Genomic DNA, 12364 nt, shown 5'->3' on the forward strand with positions numbered 1-12364 from the left:
GCGACCTCCGCGATCATCTCCGTCGAAGGTTAACGGACGGTGCCGCTCCGGTGAATAGTACCCGGGTGGGCGCCGCCCTCTCGCGGCCCCGGTCAGCCGTTCTCGACGCGTGACCCTACGCTGGGACTCATGGACCCGGTGCAGATCGCGCTCCTCGCATTGTTTGCGGGAGCGGTGATTGGCCTCGGCGTATCCACTCTCGTCTTCGTCGCGCTGCGGACGGCACAGCGGGCCCAGGCCGAAGCGAGCGCGAGCGTTCCCTCCGGCATCCTTCAGGTGCTCGACGCCATGGACGGCGCGGCGTCCGTCGTCGATGCCTCTCTCACGGTCGTCGCGGCTTCCCCCGCGGCCCCCGGGTTCGGCATGTCGGCGGGCGAGGTCATCAGCGTCGAGGACCTGCGCGCGCTCGTCCGCGCGACGCGCACCTCGGGCGGCGCCGAGAGCGCGCGCTTTCGCATGCGCCGGGCGGCGGGCGGGACCGCGCTCCTCGCGACCGAGGGCCGCCTCGTGTCGGCCCGCGCCGCCGCGATCGATGGCACCCATGTCCTCCTCGTCGTCGATGACGTCACGGAGCAGGAGCGTCTCGAACAGATGCGCTACGACTTCGTCGCGAATACCAGTCACGAGCTCAAGACACCCGTCGGAGCGGTGAGCCTGCTCGCCGAGGCGATCGAATCCGCCGCCGACGACCCGCCGCAGGTGCGCGCATTCGCAGCGCGGCTGCAGGCCGAGGCCGCTCGCCTGTCCCGCCTCACGGGGCGCATCATGGATCTCTCACGCCTGCAGGCGGCGGACGAGTTGCCGGAGCCGCGCGACGTTTCGATCGATGAGGTCGTCGCGGCATCCGTCGAGTCCAACGCGGTCCAGGCCGATTCCGTCGGCGTCGAACTGCTGCGCGGAGGAGATCGCGGTGCCATCGTCCGGGGCGACCCGACCATGTTGATCGAGGCCGTCAGCAACCTCGTGGCGAACGCCATCGCCTATTCGCCGAAGGCGGGACGCGTCGGCGTCGGCGTGCGTGTCGAGGACAAGGTCGTCGAGATCGCCGTCACCGACCAGGGCATCGGCATCGTCGAGGCCGACCAGCAGCGCATCTTCGAGCGCTTCTACCGCGCCGATGGGGCTCGTTCGCGTCGCACCGGGGGCACCGGCCTCGGCCTGGCGATCGTGAAGCACGCCGTGCAGCGACACGGCGGCGAAGTGCGTGTGTGGTCGCAGCCCGGACGCGGCTCGACGTTCACGATCCGCCTTCCGCGAGCCATCCCCGAAGAAGTCGAGAAACCCCGCAAACGCCGTAGAGCGGCTGACCCCGCGGACCGCCGCAAGGCGAACGAACCCGCCAAGAAACGCCGAGGCGCCGTCGGCGCCGAACGTGCCCCTCAGGGAGAGAAGAAGATATGACCCGGGTCCTCCTCGTCGAAGACGAACCCGATCTGGCCGAGCCCCTGGCCTATTTGCTGCGCCGCGAAGGCTATGAGGTCGAGATCGCCGAAGACGGTCCTTCAGCCGTTGCCGCTTTCGAGGAGCGCGGGTGCGACATCGTCCTGCTCGACCTGATGCTGCCCGGGATGTCGGGGACCGAAGTATGTCGACGCATCCGGCAGACCTCTGCCGTGCCGATCGTCATGGTCACGGCGAAGGATTCCGAAGTGGACATCGTCGTCGGTCTCGAACTCGGGGCGGACGACTACGTCACCAAGCCGTACTCCGCGCGCGAGCTCCTCGCGCGCATGCGCGCGGTCCTGCGCCGCACGACCGAGCCCGATGTGGACCTCGAGGACCACATCCTGACGGGCGGCCGCGTGACGCTCGACATCGACCGGCACAGCGTCGCCGTGGACGGGTCCGAGATCAGCATGCCGCTGAAAGAATTCGAGCTCCTCGAGGTGCTGATGCGCAACTCCGGGCGTGTGCTGACGCGTGGTCAGCTCATCGACCGCGTCTGGGGGAGTGACTACTTCGGCGACACGAAGACGCTCGACGTGCACATCAAACGCATCCGCTCACGCATCGAGCAGACGCCCAGCGAGCCCACCATGCTCGTCACCGTGCGGGGTCTCGGCTACCGCTTCGAGGCGGAGTAGCCGTCGCGGCGCTCGGTGAACCGAGCGCCGACACCGCTCAGGGGACGAACGGCTCGAGGTAGCTCGTCTGGCCCGTGAGGATCGGGACCTCGACGAGTGCGCCCTCGGCGTCTCCGGCCTGGAAGTACACGGGCATCGTGGCGCCCGGGATGGTGTCGATGTCGGGGAAGGGCAGCGGGTCGTTCTCGCCGTCCATGCCGAGGCTGATCGGCGGGTTCACCGGAACGCGGAGCGTGATCTCGGTCTTGTCGGCGCCCTCGCCGTACGAGATGCGGACCGTGATCGGGGTGGTGCCCTCGTTGACGAAAGCGGCGAGGAAGTTCCCGTCGATCCCGTCGTCGGAGACGATCAGGGCGTTGCGGACGGCGACATCGCCGGTGTGGGCGCTGACGCCGTCGGCCGGAGCGTAGGGGATGAGCGTCGCCTGCGGTGAGATCAGGGCGCAGCCGGAAGTTCCCACCAGAACGGCGGCCACCAGGGCCAGAGACGCGAGCCGACGGGATTTCACGGGTCCTCCAGGGAGATCGCAGACGTTGCCGTCTCATTCTAGGGGGGTGCGCTCGGTCGTCGCTGCGGCGCGTGCACGGCGAACCTTAGCGTATGGCCCCTGTGGTATTCTGTAGGTTGCCGAAAGGACATAACTGCATGCTTTTTGAGGTTGGCGAAACGGTCGTTTACCCCCACCACGGGGCCGCGACGATCATCGAAGTCAAAGACCGGGTCATCAAGGGCGAGACCAAGAGATACCTGAAGCTCAACGTCACTCAAGGTGATCTCGTCATCGAGGTCCCGGCAGACAATGTCGATCTCGTCGGCGTTCGTGATGTCATCGGCAAAGAGGGTCTCGACCGGGTCTTCGAGGTGCTCCGTGCACCGTTCACAGAAGAGCCGACCAACTGGTCCCGCCGGTACAAGGCTAACCTCGAGAAGCTCGCTTCCGGCGATGTCATCAAGGTGAGCGAGGTCGTTCGCGACCTCTGGCGCCGCGACCAGGACCGCGGCCTGTCCGCGGGTGAGAAGCGGATGCTGGCCAAGGCTCGCCAGATTCTGATCTCTGAGCTGGCGCTGGCCGAGAAGACCGACGAAGAGCGCGCGGGTGTCGTGCTCGACGAGGTCCTCGCAAGCTAGGCTCCCGGCGTGAGTATCACGCCAACGCCGCGCATCGGCATCATCGTCGTTGCCGGCGGTTCGGGCACGCGCCTCGGTGCGAACGCGCCCAAGGCCTTCGTCGGCATCGACGAACATTCGATGCTGCGGCACGCCCTCCGGGGTGTGCTCGCGGCGGGACCCGCGCAGGTGGTCATCGTCGCTCCCGCCGGGCGTGAAGGGGATGCGCTCACTGAGGCACTGGCGGCATCCGAAGAAGCGCCCCCGCTCGAGAGCGGGCGTCGCCGCGAGCTGGTCTCGGTCGTCACGGGCGGCGAGACCCGACAGCGTTCCGTTGCCGCGGGTCTCGCGGCGCTGTGGGCCGATGTCGAGATCGTGCTCGTCCACGACGCTGCGCGCGCGCTCACCCCGCCCGTCGTGTTCGAGCGGGTCGTCGAGGCCGTCGACCGGACCGGCTCCGGTGTCGTTCCGACCCTGCCGGTCATCGACACGATCAAGCGCGTCGGTGCCCGTGACGGCGGCGACGTCGTGCTCGAGGCCGTCGATCGCGCCGATCTCGCGGCCGCTCAGACCCCGCAGGGGTTCCCCCGCGCGATGCTCGACGCGTCCTATGCGACCGCCGATCAGGAGTACACCGACGACACGGCGCTCGTGGCCGCGGCGGGACATCCGATCGTCATCGTCCCGGGCGACCCGCTCGCCTTCAAGATCACCACCCCCGCGGACATGGATCGTGCGCGCGGATTGGTGGCGCCCCTCGCCCGCGCCCGCGCCCGGTTCGATCCGGCCGGACGGGGTCCCCGCGTCGGTGTGGGAACAGACGTGCACGCTTTCGCGGACGCGGGGGATCTGTGGCTCGCGGGCCTGCACTGGCCCGGCGAAACCGGACTCGCGGGACATTCGGATGGGGACGCGGTGGCGCACGCGATCGTCGATGCGCTGCTGTCCGCCGCCGGACTCGGCGACATCGGCATGCACTTCGGGGTCGACCGCCCCGAGTTCGCGGGGGCCCACGCCGACGCTTTCCTCGCGCGAACCCGCGAGCTGCTGGGCAACGCCGGCTGGGCGGTCGGAAACGTCTCGGTGCAGGTGCAGGCGAATCGTCCGCGCTTCTCGGCACGGCGCGCGGAGGCAGAGGCCACGCTCTCCGAAATCCTCGGGGCTCCGGTGTCGGTCGCCGCGACGACGACGGACGGGTTGGGTTTCACCGGACGGGGCGAGGGCGTCGCCGCCTTCGCCGTCGCGCTGGTCGTACCCGCCTGAGCCGTCACGCCTCCACGGCGAAGGGCTTCGGGTCCCGGGGCGCGCGAGAGCCCCACGCGAGGGTTGCGAGGCCGACCGCGAGCACGATGAGCCCCGCGACGGCGAGAACGCTCAACTGCTCGCCGAGCACCGTGACGCCCAGGATGCTCGCGGTGAGCGGCTCACCGAGGGTCAGCGTCGCCGCGGTCGCCGCGGTCAGCCCGTTTAGTCCCCACGTGAACATCACGTAGGCGACGGAGATCGTCCCGATGCCGAGCCACACGGCCATCACGATGCCCGCGGGTTCCCCGAACCACGAGAGGTCGACGAAGGGCAGCACGCAGGCGGAGAGCACCGCGGAGCCCGCGCCCATCGCGCCCACGACCGTGAAGGGGTCCCACCCGTCGTCCAGCAGACGCCGCTGGGCGTTGGCGATGACGGCGAAGGTCGCGCCCGCGCCGACCGAGCCGAGGAACCCGAGCGGATCGGTGCCGCCGGTTCCCGCGGCATCCGTCCCGCCTCCCAGACCCAAAAGGGCGACTCCGACGGTGGAGAGTGCGGTGGCGAGCAGCCAGGCGCCGCTCGGACGGCGGCGAGTCAGGGACCACTCGAGCACACCGGCCAGGATCGGCGCCGAGCCGAGCGCGATGACCGTCCCCACCGCGACGCCGTTGCGGGCGGTGCCGAGGAAGAACAGCGGCTGGTAGAGCGCGAGGCACAGGCCGGTCAGCGCCATGAGAGCAAGCGGTCCCGCCGAGAGACGGGGACGCGGCGCGACGGTACCGCGGCGGTGGGCGCGGCGGGCGAGCACGAAGGCGATCACCGCGAGGCCCGTGCCGCCGAGGACGAGGCGCACCGCTCCGACCGAGAGGGGGGTGGTGTTCTCGGGGCCGAGCGCCTGCGACGTGCCGGTCGTGCCGAACAGGACGGCCGCGGCGAGCACGGCGAGGACGGGGAGCACCCTCCAGTTCTACCGGAAGCGCGACGACCGGCGGCGACGCTGTGCCGCCGAACCGCCGCCGGTAGGGTTAGTGGGTGACTCTCCGGCTCTACGACACGAAGGCCCAGCGCCTGCGCGACTTCGTGCCCGGCGAGCCCGGACGCGTGTCGATGTACGTGTGCGGCCCCACCGTGCAGTCGGGTCCGCACCTCGGGCACCTGCGCGGCGCGCTCGCGTTCGACCTGCTGCGCGGGTGGCTCGAGCATCGCGTGGGGGCGGTGACCTACGTGCGCAACGTCACCGACATCGACGACAAGGTGCTCGCCAACGCGACGCCCGACGAATCCTGGTGGGCGCTCGCCTATCGCATGGAGCGTGCCTTCAACGACGCGTATGCCGCGATCGGCATCCGTCCGCCGACGTACGAACCGCGCGCGACGGCGTCGATCCCGCAGATGCAGGAACTGATCGCGCGGCTGATCGCCGAGGGACACGCGTACGCCGCCGAGGGCGACGTCTACTTCGACGTCCGCTCGTGGCCGGAGTACGGCTCGCTCACGCGCCAGTCGCTCGACGCGATGGAGCCCGCGACCGACGCGGATCCACGGGGCAAGCGCGATCCGCACGACTTCGCGCTCTGGAAGGGCGCGAAGGCGGACGAGCCCGTGAGTGCGGTCTGGGATTCGCCCTGGGGTGCGGGTCGTCCGGGTTGGCACATCGAGTGCTCTGCGATGTCACGCCGCTATCTCGGGCCCGAGTTCGACATCCACGGCGGCGGCCTCGATCTGCGTTTCCCACATCACGAGAACGAGCTCGCGCAGTCGGCGGCCGCGGGTGACGCGTTCGCCCGGTACTGGGTGCACAACGGCCTCGTCACCGTCGACGGTCAGAAGATGTCGAAATCGCTCGGCAACTTCGTGCTCGCCGACGACATCCTGCGCGCCTACGATCCGCTCGTCGTCCGCTATGCCCTGGTGTCGGCGCACTACCGGTCGAGCCTGGACATCACCGAATCGTCGTTCGCCGAGGCGGCGTCGGCGCTCGAGCGAATCCGCACGTTCCTCGTGCGGCTGGCGCGCGCCAAGGGCGGAGAGTACGGGTGGCTCGCCACCGATCTTCCGGATGCGTTCACCGCCGCGATGGACGATGACCTGGGCGTTCCCGAGGCGCTCGCCGTGCTGCACGAGACCGTGCGCGCGGGCAACGCCGCCCTGGACGCGTCCGACCTGGATGCGGCGACGACCGCCGCCATCCACGTCCACACCATGGCGGGGATTCTCGGAATCGACCCGACATCCGAGCGGTGGCGGGGCCATTCGGACGGCGCGGAGGCCCGCGCATTGCATACTCTGGTCACGAGCCTGATCGATCAGCGCGCGCGTGCGCGCGCTGGCAAGGACTGGCCCGCGGCAGACCGGATCCGCGACGCCGTCGCGGCGGCCGGCATAACTCTCGAAGACACCTCAGACGGCACGCATTGGAGCATCGATGGCTAAGCCAGGACGGCCCGGCGCGAGCAGGGGCAAAAAGGGCCCGACGAAGGGCACGGGCGGAAAGAACAAGCGCTCGCTCGAGGGTCGTGGGCCGACACCCAAGGCCGAGGATCGCGCGTGGCACCCGGCCGGCAAGCGCAAGGCCGCGGCCGAGCGCTTCGCTGCGGCCGGCGGCAAGGGACGGCCGAGCTCGAACCCGAACACGGGGCGAGCGCCGCGTGCGAAGAAGGACGAAGAGACCGAGGTCGTGACCGGCCGCAACTCGGTGCTCGAGGCGCTGCGGGCCAAGATCCCCGCGACCGCCTTTTACATCGCCCAGCGCGTCGAGATGGATGACCGCGTCAAAGAGATGCTGTCGCTCGCGACCAACCGCGAGATTCCGGTCCTCGAGGTCACCCGCCCCGAGCTCGACCGCATGGCCGGTTTCGACGGCGTGCACCAGGGCGTCGCGCTGAAGGTACCCCCGTACGAGTACGGGCACCCGCAGGACCTGCTCGAGAAGGTCATCGACGCGGGCAAGCTGCCCCTGTTCGTCGCACTGGACGGCATCACCGACCCTCGCAATCTGGGCGCGATCATCCGCTCGACCGCGGCTTTCGGCGGGCACGGCATCATCCTCCCGCAGCGTCGTTCGGCGAGCGTCAACAGCGCCGCGTGGAAGACGAGCGCGGGAGCGGCGGCGCGCACGCCCGTCGTGGTCGCGCCGAACCTGACCTCGACGCTGAAGGACTTCAAACGTCAGGGCGTCTTCGTGCTCGGGCTGGACGGCGGCGGGGATGTCTCGTTGCCCGCCCTCGAACTCGCCGACCGACCCATCGTCATCGTCGTCGGCAGCGAGGGCAAGGGGCTCTCGCGGCTGGTGGCCGAGACGTGCGACCAGATCGTGTCCATCCCCATCTCTGCCAGCACCGAATCGCTCAACGCCGGCATCGCCGCATCCGTCGCGCTGTACCAGGTGTCGACGCTGCGGTCATCCGTCGGCGACTGACTCACCCGCTCACCCGCACTCGGAAGGACCCCGGATGTCTCGCATCGCCGTCATCGGAGGAACCGGCTACGCCGGTAGCCACATCGTCAACGAGGCGGTGAACCGGGGGCATACCGTGCTGTCGGTCGCGCGCACGGCACCCGCGGAGCGCGTCGCCGGGGTGACGTACATCGAGGGAACGCTGCTCGACGTGCCGGGTCTCGTGGCCGAGATCCAGGGCGCCGAGGTCGTCATCGTGACGGTTCCCGCGCGTGGCGCGATGTTGGGGTTGCTGCGTCCGGCCGTAGCCGAGCTCGTCGCGACGCTGCAGCCGGGCACGCGCATCGGCGTGATCGGTGGCGCGGGCGGCAGCCTGGCCACGCCCGGCGGGCCGCGCGTGATCGACCTGCCGAGTTTCACCGAGGAGTACAAGCCGGAGGCCCTCGAGGCGATCGGCATTCTCGAAGATCTGCAGGCCGGAGACCCCTCGGTCGATTGGTTCTACGTGCATCCGGCGGGCGGCTTCGGGGCATGGAACCCGGGCGAGCGAACGGGCACCTACCGCGATGGTGGCGACGTCGTCGTGACCGATGAGGCCGGCGAGTCGTTCATCTCGGGCGCAGACCTCGCGGTCGCCGTGATCGACGAGGTCGAGTCGCCGAAGCACTCCCGCGAGCGGTTCACCGTCGGCTACTGATCGGCCGATCGGCGCACATCTTGATCAGGCACGGCCCTCATCAGACCAGGTCGCGCCAATCGATCGCGTCGGCTTCCGCATCCGGCTCGATCTCGGCGTCGTCGTCGATGATCGGGAGCGCCAGCGTCTCGGTGGGAGGCCCCATGATCGTCGCCTCGTCGCGGCGGTGACGCAGGACGTCGTTGATGTACGAGGTGAGGGCCTCGGCGAGCGGCACGGCGGATCCGCGTTCCTGGGACATGTACCACCTGTGCTCCAGCACCTGGTGGAAGACTTCGGCAGGTTCGAGCTTGGCGCGCAGGTCGTAGGGAATCGCCTTGACGACGGGCTCGAAGACCCGGGTCAGCCACTCGTGCGCGACCATCTCCTCGTCGGCGCCGAGGCGCGAAACGCGGGCGCGGAACTCGTCGAGGTCGTTCAGCAGTCGCCGCGCCTGGTTCTCCTCGACGTCGAGACCGGTCAGGCGGATGAGGCGTCGCTGGTGATGCCCGGCGTCGACGACTTTGGGTTGGATCGAGACGCGGGTGCCGTCGGGAGCCGCCTGAATCGACATCTCGCCGATGTCAAAGCCGAGCGCGTTCAGACGCTGCACCCGTTCGGTGAGGCGCCACGACTCCGATGCTGAGAAACTCTCCTGGTCGGTCAGAGCGGCCCAGAGCGAGTGATACGACGAGAGGATACCGTCGGCGATCTCGACCGCGTCGACGCCGCCCTCGAGTCGTCCGCCCGCCTCGAGGTCCATGATCTCGCCCGCGATGTTCGTGCGGGCGACATCGAGGTCGTGCTCGCGCTGGCCGAGCGTCAGCCCACCCTCGTGCAGCTCGCCCGTCTCGGCGTCGACGAGGTAGGCGGCGAAGGCGCCGGCGTCCCGGCGGAAGAGGGTGTTGGAGAGGGAGACGTCGCCCCAGAAGAACCCCACGTTGTGCAGCCGCACCAGCAGCACCGCGAGGGCGTCGACGAGGCGCGTCGCGGTGTCGGGGCGCAGTACCTGGGTGAACAGGGCGCGGTAGGGCAGGGAGAACTTCAGGTGCGCGGTGACCAGGGCGGCCGGGAGCGGCTCGCCCGAGGCATCCGTACGTCCCGCGATCACGGCGACGCGGTCGACGCAGGGCACGTCGAGGCGGTGCAGATTGCCGAGCATCTCGTACTCGCGGCGGGCCATCTCGGCCGTCGTCTCCTTCACGGCGACGACACGGCCCGACAGGTTGGCGAACCGTACGAGGTGACGCGAGAGGCCCTTCGGGAGCGAGACGATCGCGCTGCTCGGCCAATCCGCGAGTGGCAGGGACCAGGGAAGCGTGAGCAGCCCGGGATCGACCTCACTCGCGGTGATGCTCAGGGCATCGCTCACGGTGACTCCTCGGCTCGGTTTCCTGTAGATGTTCCATCGGGGGTGGGCTCGGAGCTCCGAGCCCGAAAATGCGGGCGGCGCGGGCCCCCGAAGAGGTCCCGCGCCGCCCGAGGGTACTACGCCGAAACGACCGGCTTGTCGCTCAGGCGGTCGCCCGTGACGACGTCGAACACGTGCATATGTCCGGGGATCGGCGCGAGCGTGACCGTCTCGCCGGCGTTCGGGTGGTTACGGCCGTCGACGCGGGCCACCAGGTCGGTGCGCTTGCCCAGCACGTCCGCGTGGCCGTAGAGGTAACCGTCGGCGCCGAGTTCTTCGACCAGGTCGACCGTGACGGACAGGCCCGGGCCGTCTGCCGGGCCGAGCACGACGTCTTCGGGCCGGACACCGATCGTGACCTCGCTGCCGTGGGCGCGGCTGAGGGTGTCGGCCTCGATTCCGACGACCGAGGTGCCGAACTGCACGCCGCCCTCGACGAGGGGAACCGTGAACAGGTTCATGGCGGGCGATCCGATGAATCCGGCGACGAAGACGTTCTTGGGCGTCTCGTACAGGTCGCGCGGCGTGCCGACCTGCTGCAGGATGCCGTCCTTGAGCACGGCGATGCGGTCGCCCATCGTGAGGGCCTCGGTCTGGTCGTGCGTGACGTAGACCGTGGTGACGCCGAGGCGGCGCTGGAGCGACGCGATCTGGGTGCGGGTCTGGACGCGGAGCTTGGCGTCGAGGTTCGACAGCGGCTCGTCCATGAGGAACACCTGGGGCTGACGGACGATGGCACGACCCATCGCGACGCGCTGGCGCTGACCACCCGAGAGGGCCTTGGGCTTGCGGGTCAGGTACTGCTCGAGGTCGAGCAGCTTCGCGGCCTCGAGCACGCGCGCGGCGCGCTCTTCCTTGCCGACGCCGGCGATCTTTAGGGCGAAGCCCATGTTCTCGGCCACCGTCATGTGCGGGTAGAGGGCGTAGTTCTGGAAGACCATCGCGATGTCGCGATCCTTCGGAGGGACATCGGTGACGTCGCGGTCACCGATCAGGATGCGGCCCGAGTTGACCTCTTCGAGGCCCGCGAGCATACGCAGCGACGTGGACTTACCGCAGCCCGAGGGGCCGACGAGAACGAGGAACTCGCCATCGGCGACATCCAGGCTCAGCTTGTCGACGGCGGGTCGCTCACCGCCGGGGTACAGGCGGGTGGCGTTGTCGAACGTGACAGACGACATTGTTTTCTCCTTCACCGGCAGGTACGTGCCGGACGATCCGTAGTGAATGGAAGCGGCGGGGGTGAGCCGCCGCGGGCGCTTCATCGGGCCCGCGGAAAGTATGACACAGCAAACGCGCGCCCGTCTGGGTGTTTCCCAGCCTGGCTGGCTAGCATCGGATACGGATGTCGCTCTACCCGCGCGTGTCCTACCCGGAAGCGCCCGATGCTCCCGGCCGAGTGATTCAGAGGTTCCATGTCGAGCGATGAGACGCCCAACGTCCCCGCACGTCGCGACCGCCGCGAGGCGGTGCGCGAGAAGGCGGCCGCCGTGCAGGCGCGCCAGCGCCGCGGGCGGGTCGCACGCATCGTCGTCGGCAGCGTCGTCGTGGCCGCGGTCGTGGTCGGCGCCGGCGTCGCGGTGGCCTGGACGCTGGGCGAGTCCGCGTCGCAACCGCAGCTCTCTCCCGACGTGCAGGACGACGGGATCACGGTCGATTCGATTCCGGCCAGCGTGCTGGCATCCTTCTCGGGCGGCAGCAGCAGTGCCGAGAACCCGCCCGCGGCCAGCGACGCTGCGGCCTCCGGCGCCCCGGTCGAGGGCGCGACCCCCGAACCCTCCTCCACTCAGCAGCCCCTGAAGATCGAGGTCTACGTCGACTATCTGTCGCAGGCGTCCTCGGACTTCCAGCTCGCGAACGCCCAGCAGCTCTCGGAATGGGTCTCGGAGAGCGCGGCAACGATCTCGTACCACCCGGTGGCGCTCCTGACGGGCAAGTCGAACGGAACGAAGTACTCGCTCCGTTCGGCGGGCGCCGCAGCGTGTGTCGCCACTTACGCGCCAGACTCGTTCTTCGCGTTCAACCACAAGCTGCTCGAGCAGCGCCCCGAGATCGACACCGACGGGTTGAGCGACGCCGACCTGGCCGTGCTGGCGCAGGCCGTGGGGGTCGAGAACCCCAAGCGCGTCACCCGATGCATCGAGGACGCCAGTTTCGTGCCGTGGGTTCAGAAGGCCACGGCACGCGCGCTGGCCGAACCCGTCGAGGGCACCGACGCCGCACTGACCGGCCCGAAGGTCTACGTCAACGGCACGCCATACAACGGCGACCTGACCGACGCGAAAGAGTTCGCGCAGTTCGTGCTGACCCTCGCGAGCGAGGCCTATTTCTCGACGCCGACTCCGACGGCGACGATGGCCCCGACCACGACGCCGTCGCCGGCGCCCTGACGCCGAGCATCCGTCGCCCCGGATCGCGCTCACAGTGCGGCGGCGTCGTCGATA

At 69.5% G+C, this 12364-nt stretch carries 12 protein-coding genes; 8 read left to right on the top strand and 4 right to left on the bottom strand.

Annotated features, from left to right (window positions below):
* The first annotated feature begins 129 nt into the window (after positions 1–129).
* On the top strand, positions 130–1401 hold the full coding sequence (locus tag C2868_RS02250; protein WP_103662851.1) for a cell wall metabolism sensor histidine kinase WalK: 1272 nt from the start codon (positions 130–132) through the stop codon (positions 1399–1401).
* Positions 1398–2084, top strand: coding sequence for a response regulator transcription factor (locus C2868_RS02255; RefSeq protein ID WP_103662852.1), 687 nt, complete (start codon positions 1398–1400; stop codon positions 2082–2084). Before C2868_RS02250 ends, C2868_RS02255 begins: the two co-directional genes overlap by 4 nt.
* Before the next feature lie 37 nt (positions 2085–2121).
* Here C2868_RS02255 and C2868_RS02260 read toward each other — a convergent pair whose 3' ends face one another.
* Positions 2122–2592, bottom strand: coding sequence for a DNA modification methylase (locus C2868_RS02260; RefSeq protein WP_103662853.1), 471 nt, complete (start codon positions 2590–2592; stop codon positions 2122–2124).
* Between the two features lie 137 nt (positions 2593–2729).
* Here C2868_RS02260 and C2868_RS02265 point away from each other — a divergent pair, with 137 nt between their 5' ends.
* Positions 2730–3212 (top strand): CarD family transcriptional regulator, encoded by a 483-nt coding sequence (locus tag C2868_RS02265; protein ID WP_100811727.1) that lies wholly within the window; start codon positions 2730–2732, stop codon positions 3210–3212.
* A gap of 9 nt (positions 3213–3221) precedes the next feature.
* Positions 3222–4454: a 2-C-methyl-D-erythritol 4-phosphate cytidylyltransferase gene (gene ispD, locus C2868_RS02270; RefSeq protein WP_103662854.1), complete on the top strand. Its 1233-nt coding sequence runs from the start codon at positions 3222–3224 to the stop codon at positions 4452–4454.
* Between the two features lie 4 nt (positions 4455–4458).
* Here ispD and C2868_RS02275 read toward each other — a convergent pair whose 3' ends face one another.
* Positions 4459–5394: a DMT family transporter gene (locus C2868_RS02275; protein WP_103662855.1), complete on the bottom strand. Its 936-nt coding sequence runs from the start codon at positions 5392–5394 to the stop codon at positions 4459–4461.
* Between the two features lie 74 nt (positions 5395–5468).
* On the opposite strand from C2868_RS02275, the gene cysS reads away from it, so the two are divergent.
* From cysS to C2868_RS02290, 3 genes are read left to right on the top strand one after another with little or no spacing between them, the layout of a single operon-like run.
* Entirely contained in the window at positions 5469–6869 is a 1401-nt protein-coding gene (gene cysS / locus C2868_RS02280) for a cysteine--tRNA ligase (RefSeq protein WP_103662856.1), read from the top strand.
* Positions 6862–7854, top strand: coding sequence for a 23S rRNA (guanosine(2251)-2'-O)-methyltransferase RlmB (gene rlmB, locus C2868_RS02285; protein WP_103662857.1), 993 nt, complete (start codon positions 6862–6864; stop codon positions 7852–7854). The genes cysS and rlmB overlap by 8 nt, the downstream gene beginning before the upstream one ends.
* A 34-nt stretch (positions 7855–7888) precedes the next feature.
* Positions 7889–8530 carry an NAD(P)-dependent oxidoreductase gene (locus C2868_RS02290; RefSeq protein ID WP_103662858.1) on the top strand — a complete coding sequence of 214 codons (642 nt, stop codon included), beginning with the start codon at positions 7889–7891 and terminating at the stop codon, positions 8528–8530.
* A 40-nt stretch (positions 8531–8570) separates the two neighbouring features.
* Here C2868_RS02290 and C2868_RS02295 read toward each other — a convergent pair whose 3' ends face one another.
* Together C2868_RS02295 and C2868_RS02300 are read right to left on the bottom strand one after the other, a co-directional pair.
* On the bottom strand, positions 8571–9881 hold the full coding sequence (locus C2868_RS02295) for a DUF4032 domain-containing protein (RefSeq protein WP_103662859.1): 1311 nt from the start codon (positions 9879–9881) through the stop codon (positions 8571–8573).
* Between the two features lie 116 nt (positions 9882–9997).
* Positions 9998–11101 (bottom strand): ABC transporter ATP-binding protein, encoded by a 1104-nt coding sequence (locus C2868_RS02300; protein WP_103662860.1) that lies wholly within the window; start codon positions 11099–11101, stop codon positions 9998–10000.
* Positions 11102–11335: 234 nt separating this feature from the next.
* Between C2868_RS02300 and C2868_RS02305 the strand changes: the two genes are divergently transcribed.
* Entirely contained in the window at positions 11336–12310 is a 975-nt protein-coding gene (locus C2868_RS02305; RefSeq protein ID WP_103662861.1) for a thioredoxin domain-containing protein, read from the top strand.
* Positions 12311–12364: the final 54 nt, after the last annotated feature.

This window comes from Microbacterium sp. CJ77, from assembly GCF_002911615.1.
Lineage (GTDB): Bacteria > Actinomycetota > Actinomycetes > Actinomycetales > Microbacteriaceae > Microbacterium.